The following is a 15,941-nucleotide window of genomic DNA, read 5'->3' on the forward strand; positions in this document are numbered from 1 at the left end:
GAAACCACCGCTTCTCGGAGCCAGCGGCTTTCGGCTTATTTGGTCGTCGATTCGTTTGTCGCAGACCGCGCAGTACTTCGAGCGAATGCCAAGGCGCCGTCAATATCGAGATGCGTCGATGCGAACGCGGCGCGCTTCACGGACATCGGTAGCGCCCAGTCCCATTTTTCACGGTCAAGATTTTCTATCTCGGCTACGGTCTTGATGGCGGTCGGCTGGTCTAACTGACCAATCTGAAGTAGAGCTTCGGTCACGCGCTCTGGGCTGCCGTTCGACACGCCGATGACTGCGCCATTGTTAAACGCGTCGAGTTTGTTGGCACGTAGCAGCAGGACCAGAGCGTCGTTGAGATAATCGCCTTGCCACGTGGCAATAAAGGTACCCGAGCCCTCTCGGAAGATGACGGTCCGTTCCAGTGACGCTTCGGCATAGTATCGACGCGCCTCTCGCAGCATTCCTTGGCCCGCGGCGTCCAGAAACAATACGGGTTCCGCGCCCGCCAGAAGACGCCGCATTTCGCGCCGCACCTCGTCATGAACCATCGCGCCGTTGCCATCAAATTGCGGCGGAGCGCCACCTTTGTCGGGTGTTACGTAAATCGTCTTTCCTTCTTGGTCGACTTCTTCGACACGCCAGCGCCGTCCGCCAAATATCAAGCCCTGACCCTTGGTCAGCGGGTGGGCCACTGGGACGCTTCCAAGCTGGCGTCCACCAGCAATCACCCGAAATTCTTCATCGCTTGCGAAAGCCGAATAGAACTCGTAGTGGTTGACCAGTTTTTCACCGACCCCGCCGTGAAGCAGCAGCCCGTTTGACGATTGGACAAGAAGGTCCAGCTTGCCCAGATTCTGCAAGACCTCCGTGAATGAGGACTTATCTATTGCCTCGAACGTACCACTGGCTATCAGGCTGGCCCAAAGCTCTGCGGCCGTACACCCGCCACGCTCTGCGATGCTGGACAGAATTTGCTGGATTAGAGTCGACGCATGCATTCCGCCAACCCTCGGCGGCTCGAACCATCCTCGCATCAACAGACTTACCATCGCGACTGACTGGACCAGACTTTCCCGTATCCGGTCGGAAAAATCGGAATCCGCCTTCAGCTCCGATTCGACGCAGTACCCGCGCAAGATTGCCGGTTCGCCCTTGCGCCGGCCTGAGCGCCCGAGACGCTGACGGAGGCTCGCTACCGATGGCGGTGCGCCAATCTGCGCGATGCTCTTTACTGTACCGATGTCGATACCGAGTTCCAGCGTTGTAGTGCAGATGGCGCTCGCCGGCCTGGTACCGTCCTTGAGTGCTTGCTCCGTGTCCTCGCGGAGCTCCTTCGACAGGCTTCCATGGTGAGGCCAGAACTCGTTCGGATATCCGTCTCTTTCGCAAGCGCGGCGCAAAAGGTCGGCATAGGTTTCGACGAGCCGCCGGCTGTTGGGGAATATGAGATTGTTTGAGCCACGCAGCGACTTGTACAGCTGGTTCGCGACGTCGACGGTACTTCCGGGGACCGCATCCTCCAGCACCGAATTTTCTAAATCGGGTTCCAGTTCGATTCTGGGCGGTCGGAGGACAAATCCTTTTATCAGGACCTTCAGTTCCTGACCGCCGCTCTTCGATTCGATGACCTCGACCGCGGTGTCGTGGCCAGGCCGAAGGAATTGCGCTGCAAGCTGCATGTCGCCGAGCGTGGCGGAAAGTCCAACGCGAGGAACCCGCCGTCCGCATGTGCGCTCGACCCGGTGCATCAGTGACTGGAGCTGCTTTCCGCGCTCAGACCCAATGAACGCATGCAATTCATCGACAACGATGTAGCGCAGCGCGCCGAATGTTGCCTGCAAGGACGAACCACGATTGACAAACATCGCTTCGAGAGACTCGGGCGTTATCAGCAGAACACCTTTTGGATTCCTAAAGAATCGCTGCTTGCGGCTCGCTGACACGTCTCCGTGCCAACCAATCACGGGAATCTCAAGTTCTTCGCAAAGGTCATTCAATCGCGACCATTGGTCGTTGATAAGGGCCTTCAACGGGCTGATATAGAGCACCGACCCGGTACACGACTCGTCGTGCAGCAAATTCGACAGAATGGGAAGGAACGCAGCTTCCGTTTTCCCGGCCGCTGTCGCTGCGGCGATGATGACGTCGCGGTCTGCATTGATGAGCGCGGGAACGGCGCGCTCCTGCGCGTCGCGTAGCTCGGTCCACCCCTCCCTCCAGACCCAATGTCGAATCTTTTCGTGGAGCAGGTCGAAGCTTCGGGAGTCAGCCGAGGCGGAAGCTGGCGAATTCATCGTCACCCTCGGTCGCAACGTCAGCCACGCCTCCTGTATCCTTCTCGACTTCGAGCGTCCCAATCAACTGCCGCCAGTCAGCCGACGGATTTTGTTCCAGAACCGCTAACAGGTTAATGAACGCCGTTATCGTCGTGCGCGGTGTTCTGAAATAGGTGTCACCGAGCCGCATGGCGCAATGCGCCATGAAGGCTGGAATCGCTTCCTGCGGCAAAATCGCCTTGGTCGCGTCGCCGAACGCGTGGACGATGCGAATCTTATCCAGGAGGACATAAAAGTCCTCAGGCGTAAGGCTGGCCAGCCGTATCACCGGACCGGTGTAGTCGACAAAACCATTCGTGGCGAACGTGTTTTCGGCAAGCCGCGACTGAAGGGCGGTGTAGCTATAGAGCCCTCGCTTTGTATCGAGCAGAAACTCGGGGGTACCCCCAAGAACGAACCCCAATCCTTCTGCAGACCCCTGGAGCGAATCGTTGAGAATCCGCAAAATTTGTTCGTAGTTCGAGTTCCGCGCCTGGACGTTCGCGAGTTTGTACAGGTTCACCAGTTCATCGAGGCACACCATCATCCCGCCGTACCCGGCGAGTTTGACAAACCGAGCCATGAGCTTGAGTTGGTCGTACACCGATGCGTCGTCGATGATGGTGCGAACCCCGAGTGCCGCCCGGGCATCGGTCTTGGTGGAGAACTCGCCGCGCAACCAGCGAATCGCATCGCCCTTGAGTTGCTCGTTTCCTTCGTCGAATCCGCGGCAGTATGCTGCGATAACGTCGGCGAAGTCGTATCCGTTGACCATCTCGGTCAAGTGATTGAGCTGCAGGCGAATCACCTCCTCGCTCGTTCGCCCCGAGGCCTTAGCCTCGGTTTTGGCCTGCCCAATGAACTTCTCTACAATACCCGCGAGCGCACCGCCGTCAGGCTTCGTGCGAGTCGACATGTTCTTCGCCAGTTCGGCGTACAGTGAACGTGCCTGACCACCGGAGGCATGCAATCTTCTATCAGGGTTCAGGTCCGCATGGACCGTGACCAGCTTCTTCTCGAGTGCGATGGCCCTGACGAGATTCAGAAAGAAGGTCTTCCCAGCGCCATATTCGCCGACCACCACCCTGAAGCTCGAGCCGCCGTCCGCGACACGACCGATGTCCTGAATCAAAGCTTCGAGCTCTTTTGCGCGGCCAACCTGGATTAGGTGTTGCCCGATGCGGGGAACGACGCCGGCGCGAAGGGACTGAAGAACCGCATCGCGGTCCTTCGGACGAATTGTTGTCATGAGGCTAGCCTTTGTGCAAATTCCTGATTGATTTCGACTGGGTCATCGCCGTCAGTCAGCGGTTCGTCCCAGTGGTCCAGCGAGGCTTCGTTTACCTGTTCAATTGCGCCGTCGAGCATCAGTTCCAGGTCCGATGCCGCGTCAGAGAGCTCCGAGCGAGTCCATGACGGACGTGACAGCAAAAGGCGCAAGAACGTCGAGTGCGCCTCGTCTAGTCCTAGCAAGCTTGCAGAGCCCGTCTGCCGCTCCGCGGTTTCCTGGACCGGTTCCGCAACCGGGACCTCTTCTGCAAACACATCAGCCAATAAGGCGGAGACTTTCGCTGTTTCCTTCTGGAGCGCTTCGATTCTCGTGGTATCTAGCGTAAAAGCCGGTTGCGCCGACCCGCTCGGCGCCTTCTCAGGACCGGTCGAAGGCCGCAGCGTACTAGAAGAACCGACAACAGTGTTGCCATGCAGGTCTCCGTAGAGCCGCTGAGGGTCGAGACCAAGCATTTGATAGAGTTTTTCCAGCATTTTTACTTCGGCCGTTGACACGAAGCCATCTGCATTTGCTGTCTGCACGAGCAGAGTCGCGACTGCAACCTTCGCCTCTGCAGAAAGCGGTTCAAGCCGCTTCTTCAGGCTCGCGGGGGTAGGCGGCTGAGCAATCTGCACCGCGGCGCGAGCTTTAAGCCTGTCCTGTTGCCGGGACGTCAATTGCGGCCACGACTCAATCCGGCGATGAATCAATGCAACTTCCTGCTCGGACGCGTTGCCGTCAGCCATCGCAATCGATGCCGCCATGTCCACCATTAGCCCGAACGTCAGGTAACTCTCGTCAACGAAATTTGTTGAGTCACTTGGAGGCGTTGCATACAGCCCAACATAGTCGGCACTCTTCGGCGTCCGGCCCGAAATTCGCACATCCGGCTCAATAGCAACACCGGCCTCTCCTAACACGCGGGCGAAATCGGTCAGCTTGTCGCGCGTGATGTTGCCAGACGCCTTGAATTGTTCGAACAAACCGCCAAAAGTCGTCACCACTGTCTTGCTGCCAACAGCTGAAGCAAGTGACTCGAGCTCCAGACGAGCGCTCTCTGGCCACAATTCGACCGGCAACGTGAGTGCGCTTTCCAGCGAGCCCTTCGCATCTGGATTCCGGCCAAGAAATCTGCTGTACGCATCGAGCGAGTCGGAGCACTCGTTGACCAGTTGCTGAAGCTTGTTCCTTGGCCCCGTCACGGCCGCAATGTCAGGCAGCGACGTAATGTAATCGGGGTACTCGATGCCCTGCAGTGCAGGGAAGGCGGCTTGCGCGGACACCTTCAGCTTTGTCTTGTTCGCCGTCAGCTTCATGCCATCGCGGAATTGCTCCCGGTATTTCCGTTGGAACAGTTGACGAAATTCATCCTCGCAGCGAGTCACGGGGGTTCGCTTATATACGCCACCGTCGCCAAGCGCCCAGGCAAGTGCCCAATCTGAAGGCACCGGCTTCTTATCGACCGCAGCCTGACCAAACGCAACGCGTATGCTCAGTGGTACCTCGAACGCGCTGCTAATTGTCCCCGGCACCTGGTCGTACTGGCGCTGAGGGTGGGTCAGATAGACACAAATGAACTCGAGCAGGCCATCGATGTGCACGGTCCGCAAAACGTTCGAATAAACCGATTTCAGACGCTTCAGTTCACTTGCGATGGTTTCAAATTCGGCTTTTTGCACCTTTCCCTGAATTCCGTCGAAAAGGACACGCCTCTCAATACCGTACAAGTAAAAAAGGGCAAAGCTTCGATGCAATCTCGGGTCAGAGCGGTCGGAAGCCAGCCAATGAAGATATGCGCCACGTTGCTCGGCCGAAAAGGACTGATAGCTTAGCCAGTAGTCTTCCGACCCGGCAGAGAGGTCGCTGGCTGTCTTGGCGACATTTGCCTTCGGATTCAGGACGCACGCGTCCAAGCTGGTAGCCTCGACGCGCTTGGGTACACCCAGATAGAACATACCACCTGTAATCGCTACGCCGCTAATCTCCACCTTTTCGCCGGGGCCGACCCATCGAACGCCGGCTGCGGTTTCAAGCGCGGGCCGCGCAAATCGATAGGACGAAGAGGGTGAATCTGCTGACAGGGTGACTGTCAGGAATTCGTCGTCGGATTGAGCGCGACGGCCGATATTGGTGGGCGGCATCGAGGAGCTTGAGCTAGGGCCGTGTGGTGCGGCAGAAGGCGGATAGTTGCTGGTAGTAGCAGGTCCTTGTTCCTTCTTCCTGCCGAAGATAGCCACAAGCACACAGCCGAGCACGAAGACGAGGAACACGGTCCACCCGCCCTTCGGGGCAAATATGATGGCCATGACAATGGCCACAACCAGCGTGCCCGCGCCGGAACCCGATTTTTTCGCCTTCCGGCCCATGGTCTCAATCTCTCGCGTCTTTTGATTATGCGGATTGACTCATTCAGTCATCGCCGTCATTTTCGGGAAGTATATTACGACCGAAAGAAAGTGACCTTGGAACGGAGCCGGTTCAGATTACCGCTTTCCTCGCCCTTCCGTGACTAAGCCGACGCCGCGCAGATACCTAAAATCACTTCCGAACGCCCAAACTGCCGTTGCTCCCATGAACACAAGTCTGCGCTTAGTGGACGACGTCTGATTTGGTGAAGCGAGAGGCGTTCGGCAGGCAGTTCGTTGGATTGGGAAACCGGACGCCGACTCGCTCCTTGGTACCTGCCACTCGGTAGTCCGGCAGTCATGGAAGCGGAAGACCGAGCACCATGGCGACTATGTGAGCTGCTGAACCCGAGCCTCGTAGGTACCGCCGCCATTACCGCGTGAAGCAGGGTTCGAAATATTGGTTGTCATCGCTCGTTGTGGCAGTCCGATTTGAACAAATGGCTGTCCGGCGGAGTGAGCAAGTGAATTAGCCACGGCTAGTAGTCGGCTCTTCCAGGATTGCATCGTCGGGCAGACCAAGGTCAGAGTGTGAGAGCAGCAACCCGCCAGATGTCAGAAGGCGTACGCGGCCTGCCGCAGAAGCTTGAATAAGCTTCCTCTCTTCATCGTTCAAAGCGAGTCCGTCAGCAGTTGCTGCCAGCGCCAAAACGTTCGCGCACTGGATTAGATATTGTCCCGGTACGTACTCGACAGGAAATTGCTCGAGCACCTCCCCGAGCCAAGCTCCGTCGGAATCAAGCAAGTCGTAGCTTTGATTGACCCTCCGCAACCGCTCTCGCACAGAGCGCCTTAACCGGCTGCCAAATGTGCGCCAGTCTGAGCGCGGAGACATTCGCTCCAAGAATTCGCGGACGGCTAAGAACACTCCGAGGTCTCGACGCACCGACTTCTCCGCTTTCAGGAATCGAGTGGGTATCCCTATGACGATGTCTTCGGATAGAGAGGTCTTTGCGAACGTCCAACCTGCGATGTTGGGGTCTTCGACGGTCCCACTGCCGGATAGGGCATTAAAGAGCTGGATTGCTTCAACAATCAGAAAGAGGCGATATGCCCCCTCGATGAGTAGAAACGGTTCGGCCGCGTCTTGACTTGAACTCTTACCAGGCGGGTCCACTGCCATAACGGACAAGCCATTTCCAGCGTCTATTCCGGTGTGGACGCATACCTTTGTCGTCGCCGGAGCTGGTGCGCCGCTTGTTGCTAATCCAATCGGCGGCAGCTTATCTAATTGAGTGAGCCCTTCACAAAGCCGTGACCATCGACTTCCATGCCGGCCCCCTTTAGCCTCAAAAACGTGCCACTGTCCGGACTGAGTTTCGACGAGAAAGTCGGGCGACTTTCCTGTGGCGGGCGCGAAAGTCACAAGCGGGCCTAAGCCAGCACTGCTTTTGGCGTATATGCCGACATGGAGAAACGATTTAACCGATGTCCCGCCAGCCTTCACCCACTCATGGGCGGCAAGGTAGGCACCCAGACCGCCCAGGATGAATGAGAGCGTGACTTTCTCTGAAGCTTCGACCTTTTCGTAAAAAGACCGAGGTTGCCACGAGCGACCATTCTGCTCGACACATGCGAACACCAACTCCAGACGAGAGGCAAGGTACTGTGCTAACTCGGCGCATTGTGTTCGACTCAGCATAAGCTGCGACGTCCAGTGTGCTCGACGTCCATAGCCACACTCAAGCGCGGCCGCCAACAGAGACGCTATGGTGATGAATTTCGTCTTAACCAAGGCTCCGCCGGTTCCGAATGGAACGGTGGACGTCTGTTTGAAGTTGCTCTTGATGAAACCTGAAGGGTTTGGCTGCTTTTTCGCGGGGAAAACCTTTGTGAAAAGATTTGATTTCGGGACATAAAACGCGAAATCGTTCCCGACAGATGCGGTTTTCGTCGTTGCCATATTGCTTATTGGTTGGCGAAGTAAGAACTCGTGTTGACGCGCTCCTTACTACGCCGTGCCAGATGAAACCGTCACGCCCGGCATATCACTGCGCCGGCACTGCAACGCCAACGGAACGTTGCGGACGGAGACGCCGAGGAGCGGTGGCCCAGCTAGTCACCACTACACCTTACGCCACTTATCCGGTTTCCCGCCAGTCGTCGTACGGACGCGCTCCACGTGAACCGCCGCATCTGGGTTAAGTTGCTTTGCGCGCTCGATAGCCTCGCCCTGCGTGTTTGTAACCGCGCTCGCCCTCTCTGAATTTGCCTTCCGAACAACATACTTGTTGTCGTCGCGACGCTCAATAAAGAGATTATTGCTGTCTTTTTTGACGGCCATAGAAAATCCTCGCAAAGGTAAGGAGCTATTCGTGAAAAAAGCAACGCGTTCGCATTCAAATACCGCGCGTGGCAATACATGACAAGTATGTCGCGCAGAAGCATGCATTTAGAACGAAAAACAAGATGCGGCGTGAATTGAAAGACCCGCCCGCAGTACTGCAACTTTAGGCGAAAGTACAGGTGCAATCCTCTCAGGACCTCTGAGCTCGGCAATAGGCCCGCGTCACAGCGAAAATTATGGACGTTATGGTCTCCCGCGCTAAAAAGGCGCATGGCCAAGCCTCTCATTGAAACCTGGCGTGGAAACCGATGACGTACTCAGATGCACGTCGGTCGGCGGCGGGCGCGGTCCGCTCGCCTGAGACGGCCCACACTCCGGCCTGTGGATGTTCGTAACTTTGGAGCAGGCTCAAAGTGAAGAACATCTTCGGCCCGAACGGAAGTAGTACAGGGTTCGACCGGCGTGATAAATCTGAAACCAGAAGCTCCAGTTGTCCGTACGTCCCGGCGGGGTCGTCCAACTGATACTCGACCAAGCGATTTGACCTTCTCGCCCGTTCGACGAGTCCATCATTGTTCCGTTCGACTGCATCCCGGAATTGGCGGATAGGCGAATTTGGAACGAACAGCCATTGCTCGCTCGCGTCCAAGAACTCAGCTGCGCCTTCAGCCTTGTGCGGCTCGTAACCCAGTCCCACGACAAGGCTTGTCGGCTGCGACGCAGAGGGCCAGCCAGCGAACTTGCTTGCGACGGGGGCAATATATTCATTGGGCGGAAAATCGGTAGGCGGTGCAGAAAATTCCGCCAACGAATAGCAGACGTACAAGTTTAGTTCGATACTTGGCGTAAGTTTTAAGAGCCACGCGAAAAGGCGCGCCATGACTTCTCTCGACATACAGGAGATGTCAACGATTACGTCCAAGTGCGCTTTTTCCAACGAAGCAATGCTTGCGTCGAGGGTGGCCTCCAGCACAGTTTCATTGACCGTCGCGAAGCCAAGGCTCTGCAGACAGCTCTCGCTTTCAACGAAGGACGGCACGAGAGACTCGTACTCCATGATTGCAAGGCGAGTGGGCGTACTAGGAGAGGTTTTCGCAAAAATGCTGGTGCATCTGCTCTCAACGGATAAAGATGTCACCACCAAGTCCGCCGCTGCAGGTAGGTCCTCCGGAACTCGAATATTTCGGAATATCTGAATTGTCATGGCTAGAAAAGAGATGACTGACTATCGTCTGAAGGCCGCTGGACATCAACGCTCTTCGCTGGCGGTCTCGGTGCCGAACGTGAAGTAGTTACATTTTCCGAGAGTGCAGAACTAATGGCAATGGGCCGCGTTGAATGCACGGGGAGTCGAAATTTTGGTGCCAGTCGATGACAGAGGCGAACTCGCTTGCCAACTAAACCTCCTGCGCCCAAATCTGGAGGACCATCGTCCGTGGCCCCCGCAGTCATAAGAATGAACACTCCTAGTTGGATGCATGTCTCGATAAACCTTCCGTGACTCTCATAGGCCGCTTGGTCAATCGTAAACGAGAGCGAAGGGTCGGCAGAGAATGTATCTTCCAAGAGCTTTGAAGATAGATAAGTCCCAAGTCGTTCTACGAAGTCAAACAGAGTTGTCGGGCGGCGAGATAGTGGTTGTTCAATTGGATATACACGCAGCAACGACGCGAAGCGTTCATAGAAAGTCTCGATAGCGGCAGATTGAACACCCGCCGCTTTTATGTCTTTTTCTCGCTTCTCCGCCTCTGCAGCCAGTTCATCAGCAAGATTCAACACCCAACGAGGATTTCCCTCGGTTAAGTCAAGCAAAATTGGGTAGCCCGAGTACAGCTGAAGTCCGACCGCCCCTCGTGCTATGACCTTCCCGTCATCATCTGCATTTCGCCTGTAGTGATTTCGAAAGACCACAAGCGGGTATATTTTTCGAACAAACCAAGCCCGCTTGTCATTTTCTTTAAAACTCAGATTCGCGGGGTCGATGTCCTTTTTACCCAAAGCGTCGGCAAACGACTCGTCTTTGAGGGCGAGCTCTTGAAATACTTTCTGCCGAGCAAGTACTGCTCGGCTCTGTATGCCCTCATCCCCAACTTCTAGCGCAGGTTGGAACATAGAAGGCCCCATCACTGAGACCAAGTCGTCAGCTGATGCTCGGATACCCTTGCGCATCAAAGCGGACGCCATAAGCTGCGCAGAGAATCTCCGCGTTTGGGACTTCTCGGCATAGCCAAGCGTGATTGTCTTGAAATCGTTGCCATGAGTAGGGCCGTGCTGTTCGACATTCGAAAGCACCATCGCCCCTGCTCCGCTCGGACTCAGTGCGAGCTTGAAAATGAGGTTCGGAGATGACGACCTAAGCGGCATCAAGATGTTTCGCAGCAACGTCTCCGGAACAATCTCAAGCTCGTCTAATAGAAGCGCCCATCGCTGGGTCTTGCATCCTATCTTTTCATTGATTGTATCCAGCGCCGAGATTAGTGCATCTAGCCAAGCCATTCCAATAAAAGGCTGTGCAGCCACGACAGACGCTAACGACTCTCCACTAACGAGTCTTGCGGCCAATATTGGCAACTCTGTTTGACTGAGTCGCAACGCCTGACGTAGCCCCAAGAGCGAAGGAACTTCCACTCTTGTTCGCCATAGTTTCGCGAGCAAGTTGACCAATTCAGATTCTGCTTTTCGGTCAAACGCGAACGCAGAATAAATCTGAAAATCGGACCCAGTCCGTGCGACGGTTATACAATTTTCTAATGTCTCCAATAAAGCCAAGCACACCGCATGACAGAAAGCCGATGTTTGGAGCGCGATGCGGCCGGCCTCTGCTGCAATGCCCCGAGTATGAAAGTCGAGTTGCATCGACCAGCGAACGTCCGCGGGGACAAAGATACCAATGAAGCCCGCATACTCTTGACGGTTCTCACGATGCATTGGTAGCCACTTTTGAAGTGCTTCCAGTTGAAGCATCTTCAAAAGGGTAGTCTTGCCGCTTCCTCGCGGACCAACCATTATGCAATGGTCCAGCCCAAGTAGTCGCAAGAACCCTGGCGGTGCGATAAAGTCTTCAGCAACCTGCGCGGGAGTCAGATACCGTGCATTGAAGGCATCGTTTAGGAGTTTGGTGGCTTCGCTCATGACGCAGACATTGAAAGCTGGGAAGGGAATAGATTGTTGGCGTCGAGGAAATTGATGTTCGCCCGACGCATCATGCCCTTGAGCGCTATGACCTGCTCCGGCATCAGAAAGCGCAACTGCGGAAGCTGTGTGACCACCTCGTGCCACTCAAGAAACTGAGTGCCGGATTTTTGCAAGAGATTTCGCATGGCGACAGCGAGCCCCGAGAGGTCCACGGTTTGGGAAGTAAAGCCGCAGCCGTTCGGAAGGCCCCAAGATATGTCGGTAGTTTCTTCCCAGCCACTATTTGACCAATGCAGCGCTTGAATGCTGCCTGACAAGCAGTCGGCGTCAAGGGCGTCTTTGGTCGTCTCGAGCGTGATTATGTAGAACTGATTGCGCGTTCTTCTCGCCATGTCTGCGCGCAGCATTGCGCCAAAACTGGCCGCTCCGAAGACGAAAGGTTGAAAGACCTCACCGTCCGCTCGAACGAGCCGATGGTGGTGCTTGTGTCCATGAATGACAAGCCAATCTAGACCGGTCGCGCGCAGTGCCTTCATCAACGCCGGACCGTTGTGCATGGGCGTACGACCCAAGTCCAGTCCGGTCTCTTCATGTGGCAATGGGGGATGATGCACGACCAACAGCCGATATGGGCGGTCCGCCGCCAGTTTCTGCAAGTCCCGCTGCAGGTCTTCGAGCGCGGCGTCGCTGATTCGGCCGCGCTCGAATTCGTTGTCCTGCAATGTCACATGGTAGTGGCAGCTGTTGACAATGACGACCACAGACGTGTCGTCACACACAATCTCGTAGCCCCGTCCCCAGTAAACCCATTTTTGATGTGGCAGCGGAAAGTCCGTTGGATATCCAAGTGTGTTGACAAGGCACTCCACGGGGTCGATAGCGTGTTCGGCGTTGCCCGGAGCAACGGGGTCGCCTTTCAAACGCGACTGAACTTCGTGATTTCCGGTGGCCGCAACGGAACGCTTGACACCAAGGGCTGTCCCGAGCCGAGTCAACTGCTTCCAGCCAGCCGCGAAGGCGACTGGATTCGCTCTATCCGTAATGTCGCCTGGACAGACCAATATGTCGGCCGATGGGTCCTCCGGTCGGAACCGCTTGATGAGCTCCTCCATTGAGTCGAGCCCGCCCGCCGCCGCCGCCTGAGGCAGACAGACGTCCTTGTTTACTTGGATGTAATGCAAATCGCTTAACACGGCAACTCGCAGCATGGCGCACATCTGGTTTCCCTCGCCGGCGATGACAACATCGCTTCTAGTAGTTTGTAATCAACAATTCCTGGACATCACGACGCCCATGGAGAAAGCCCGATACATTGCGCCCCACCGTCAACTCAGAGACACGCCAGTCACTAAATGCCTCTCTTACGACTGCCACGTCGCCGTACGAAATGAGGATTTTAGCGCCGCGGCTCGAGGCGATTTCTAGCGAATTCCGAAGTCGAACTACGTCGACCTCGGCAAACGAATTGGCACCGTACTCGCCGCGGTTCCGAACGCCACGTCCTGCGTAAGGCGGGTCGAGATAGACGAAATCTTTTGCGCCGCACTCAGCAAGAGTAGACTCGAAATCTCCTACACGTACTTCCGCTCCCCGCAGTGTCCGTCCAAACGTTGTTATTTCGTCCAGCGACGGCAGAGCTCCTACACGCACTCCCCTCGGGACGTTGAACGCTCCCGCACGGTTGGTGCGATAAACCCCATTAAAGCAAAATCGGTTCAAATACAAGAATCTTGCGGCACGCTCGTTCGCGCCCATGCTGGTCGGCTCGACTGCACGCAAATCATAGTAAAAGCGTTCCGTCGTCGGCATGGAGTGGAACAGCTTGCCGACCATGTGCGGGTGCAGTCGAACTCTCTTGTAAAAGTGAATCAACTCAGAGTTGATGTCACCGAGCAACCCAAGGTTAGGCACAAGCTCAAGATAAAAGCACGCTGAGCCACAGAAAGGCTCCACGTAACGCGAGAACTGCGGAGGGGCAGCTTGCCGCAGTACGGGCAACAGCTTTCGCTTACTTCCGGCCCACCGTAGCAAGGGCTTAATTGTTTGTTTCAAAGGGCGCAACTGCTGGATGGGTTTAGGAGCGCGGTGGGTCCGGGATATCCACAGTCGCACCGGGCCTCTCTCGCGATTATTGTTAAGATTATAAGCCCGCGCTTCCCTCGACCTCTCCACTGTTGTCTGCTCTTGAATCAAACGACAGCACTCGGCCAGAACTTGCCCCGACGGTCCACACCAGACGACTTTCCGACGACCCTTGGCCGTCGCTACCGCTTGTTGCCAGAGGGCGCCGCATTCCCCCTATTTCCTCCAGACTTGGCGCCAGTAGTACTCGGCCAGTTCCCGCCGGCAAACCCGTTGGGAGCACGACCTCCGCCGGGACCTCCGGCCTTCGAACCGCTCCCCGCGGCTTGGCCGCCGCCTGTCTGACCTCCTTTGCTGCCTCCACTCTTGCTCATAGCTCACCTCACGCGAATTGACCATCTTCGACGGAAAGCGTCCGCCTGAGATACATCTAAGGTCATTGGCGCTTTGCAGTCAAAGGTGACCGGCACGGATGCATCACTCCGGTTGCAGCGGACAGGTCAGCCCCGAATGGGGACGTCGGCATTCGGATGATGTCGCTTTGTTGGCGATGGATTCCATGAACACCGACCTGCAGGCAATAGAAAACAAGTTTGCGCTCGCTTACATTGAGCGCAAGGCCGTTGAGTTGTTGTCGATTTGCAGGCAAATGTAAGGCATCACTTCGCTGAAGCGTATAAACCCTGCGACTACAGGGTAAATGGATGAGCAATCTCTCTACACCGACGCGGGTTACGCGCCCGCCCCTATCCCTGCATCATCTTCTGACGTCTTGCTAACGGTTCTGCTATCAGACACTGCGACCGACGTCGAGGTCGTCACGCGAGAACTCGGCCTGCGAAACGAGATGCTCGAGCGGCTGCGGCGGGCGCTTGACCGGCTGACTTGCGCGCAGGCCGTTTTGGCGGCAATGAGTGCGGGGAGCATGGGGACAAACTGCGGTGAGACCGGGACGCCAATGCAGATGCAAGAGGCGGTGAAACTGCTGGCAAGAGAGTGGCCGGAAGATTATCCGGCGGGGGCGGTGGAGTGGCTTCTGCTACTTCCTCGGGGCATTAATCGAGCGGTTGAGAGAGACGGCCATGGCACGTGACCATTAGTTCCGGTTAATCCTTTGCTGACAAGGACTTGGACGCAGCGAAGCGTCGCTGCTAACCGAAACTAATGGCCCCCGCTAACCGAAACTAATCAAACGCGACGCCGCGCCCTTTCTTTGCGCTCCACCGTCACCGACTTCGCCATATTCCGAATTTTTTCGCCACAATGCTTCTTTATGGGGCTGCCCTGCACGCGCGCGGTGAGCACAACGCGGGATTTACAACGGCAAAAATTCAGTTCCGAGCAGCTATGCGCCCGCCAGAGACAATGTGGGTGAGTCTTTCGCTGGCGAAGTGCGATACATGCAAACATCGCTGCGGGTTCCGATGAGCTTGCGCTCGAGCCGGTTGAGTCTGCCCCGCAGCAACTGTGTGTCCCGCAAGAGACCGAGTGGGGCCCAACAGCCGGCGATGCCCGCAAGGTCACGCGCATGGTTGCCGGCGGTACCGTGCTCGGAGTTGTCATGGAGATTCGCAGGAGCAGGTGCCCCAGCGAATGCGTCAAAGGGGAACTGGGACACAGCAAGCTGGATTTCCCAACGTGCGCCGTTGACCAGAGTGTCTTCCGCGCGACCGTACGGGCGCGGCCAGCATTGCCGACGGAAGTACCGCTCCCAGTCAGCAACCTGCCACATGAGTGCTTCGTTCGCTCGGCCTTTCAGGGTGGCCAGATGAAATGCGATGGCGGCGTCGAGGGCCTTGAAATATTTCCTGCGGGAGATGCGCATTGGGGTTCCGTATGGTTGCTGGTCCATTGACGTGACCCGGACCGTTCATCGATACCGGGAGTACAAGTCAGTAAAGCAACCTGCGCTTCTGTGCGGCTCGCCTAAAATTTTAGAATGCGGCGCGTACGTGCCAATTTTTGCGTCGGCAACTGCGCGATATTTGAGCCGGCGAAGCGCCGCGAGGGAAAGTTGGCTTCGAGTCCGCGTGAATGGACGGACGTGAACTGCTGGGGGGCGGCTTTCATGCGCCTTATACGCCGGTCCGGCGTGCCATGCTCGGCGCCTCCTTCGCGAGAAACACGGTTCGAAATATGCGCCATGTGGCAAAGAAGGGGACCGGCGGAAATCAGCCCGCTGCCGGTCGCTCGCCTCGTCAGGCGGGCCATTCAGGCAGCAACACGGTTCAGCGCTGTCCGGCCTCGTCGTTACCTGATGCAGGATGTCACTCCCCTTGCACCGGTACAACGAGGTCCGCATGCGGAGCCACCGCGTGGGGGGCGAATCGCGGCTGGGGCGGCTTGACGCAACATAGGGCTGCTGCTCCGGACCGCGCGGCAGACGGGTATCCGTCCTGCGGCTGCCGTTTCCGGGTGACTCTCCACCCGAAGGAGGCCGCCTTCCTATTCTT

General features: G+C 56.6%; 10 protein-coding genes. All 10 read right to left on the minus strand.

Annotation, left to right across the window (positions count from 1 at the left end; translation table 11 throughout):
- Positions 1-35: 35 nt before the first annotated feature.
- Entirely contained in the window at positions 36-2,288 is a 2,253-nt protein-coding gene (locus tag BLW71_RS18815) for a DEAD/DEAH box helicase (RefSeq protein ID WP_091798905.1), read from the minus strand.
- Positions 2,260-3,558 carry an ATP-binding protein gene (locus BLW71_RS18820; protein WP_091798908.1) on the minus strand — a complete coding sequence of 433 codons (1,299 nt, stop codon included), beginning with the start codon at positions 3,556-3,558 and terminating at the stop codon, positions 2,260-2,262. The genes BLW71_RS18815 and BLW71_RS18820 overlap by 29 nt, the downstream gene beginning before the upstream one ends.
- Positions 3,555-5,945 carry a tellurite resistance TerB family protein gene (locus BLW71_RS18825; RefSeq protein WP_286162024.1) on the minus strand — a complete coding sequence of 797 codons (2,391 nt, stop codon included), beginning with the start codon at positions 5,943-5,945 and terminating at the stop codon, positions 3,555-3,557. Before BLW71_RS18825 ends, BLW71_RS18820 begins: the two co-directional genes overlap by 4 nt.
- Before the next feature lie 508 nt (positions 5,946-6,453).
- The gene (locus tag BLW71_RS18830; protein WP_091798911.1) at positions 6,454-7,887 is read right to left on the minus strand and encodes a hypothetical protein; all 1,434 of its coding nucleotides are present in this window, start codon (positions 7,885-7,887) and stop codon (positions 6,454-6,456) included.
- Positions 7,888-8,049: 162 nt separating this feature from the next.
- Positions 8,050-8,268 carry a DUF2188 domain-containing protein gene (locus BLW71_RS18835; RefSeq protein WP_091798914.1) on the minus strand — a complete coding sequence of 73 codons (219 nt, stop codon included), beginning with the start codon at positions 8,266-8,268 and terminating at the stop codon, positions 8,050-8,052.
- Positions 8,269-8,554: 286 nt separating this feature from the next.
- Complete coding sequence (locus BLW71_RS18840; protein WP_143048376.1) at positions 8,555-9,310, minus strand: hypothetical protein; 756 nt, start codon at positions 9,308-9,310, stop codon at positions 8,555-8,557.
- 167 nt (positions 9,311-9,477) lie between these two features.
- A complete protein-coding gene (locus tag BLW71_RS18845; RefSeq protein WP_091798919.1) occupies positions 9,478-11,403 on the minus strand; it encodes an ORC-CDC6 family AAA ATPase in 1,926 nt (641 codons plus the stop codon).
- Positions 11,400-12,614, minus strand: a complete 1,215-nt coding sequence (locus tag BLW71_RS18850) for a metallophosphoesterase family protein (protein ID WP_177205064.1) — start codon at positions 12,612-12,614, stop codon at positions 11,400-11,402. The genes BLW71_RS18845 and BLW71_RS18850 overlap by 4 nt, the downstream gene beginning before the upstream one ends.
- 43 nt (positions 12,615-12,657) lie before the next feature.
- Positions 12,658-13,578 carry a DNA adenine methylase gene (locus tag BLW71_RS18855; protein ID WP_353615890.1) on the minus strand — a complete coding sequence of 307 codons (921 nt, stop codon included), beginning with the start codon at positions 13,576-13,578 and terminating at the stop codon, positions 12,658-12,660.
- Positions 13,579-14,833: 1,255 nt separating this feature from the next.
- Positions 14,834-15,313, minus strand: coding sequence for a hypothetical protein (locus BLW71_RS18865; RefSeq protein ID WP_091798935.1), 480 nt, complete (start codon positions 15,311-15,313; stop codon positions 14,834-14,836).
- Between the last annotated feature and the right edge of the window lie 628 nt (positions 15,314-15,941).

This window comes from Burkholderia sp. WP9 (genome assembly GCF_900104795.1).
GTDB lineage: Bacteria > Pseudomonadota > Gammaproteobacteria > Burkholderiales > Burkholderiaceae > Paraburkholderia.

Bases quoted from the DNA above. Each gene is read 5' to 3' on its own strand.
- BLW71_RS18820 (WP_091798908.1), bottom strand. From the start codon at position 3,558: ATGACAACAATTCGTCCGAAGGACCGCGATGCGGTTCTTCAGTCCCTT.
- BLW71_RS18815 (WP_091798905.1), bottom strand. From the start codon at position 2,288: ATGAATTCGCCAGCTTCCGCCTCGGCTGACTCCCGAAGCTTCGACCTG.
- BLW71_RS18845 (WP_091798919.1), bottom strand. From the start codon at position 11,403: ATGAGCGAAGCCACCAAACTCCTAAACGATGCCTTCAATGCACGGTAT.
- BLW71_RS18830 (WP_091798911.1), bottom strand. From the start codon at position 7,887: ATGGCAACGACGAAAACCGCATCTGTCGGGAACGATTTCGCGTTTTAT.
- BLW71_RS18825 (WP_286162024.1), bottom strand. From the start codon at position 5,945: ATGGGCCGGAAGGCGAAAAAATCGGGTTCCGGCGCGGGCACGCTGGTT.
- BLW71_RS18865 (WP_091798935.1), bottom strand. From the start codon at position 15,313: ATGCGCATCTCCCGCAGGAAATATTTCAAGGCCCTCGACGCCGCCATC.
- BLW71_RS18835 (WP_091798914.1), bottom strand. From the start codon at position 8,268: ATGGCCGTCAAAAAAGACAGCAATAATCTCTTTATTGAGCGTCGCGAC.
- BLW71_RS18850 (WP_177205064.1), bottom strand. From the start codon at position 12,614: ATGCTGCGAGTTGCCGTGTTAAGCGATTTGCATTACATCCAAGTAAAC.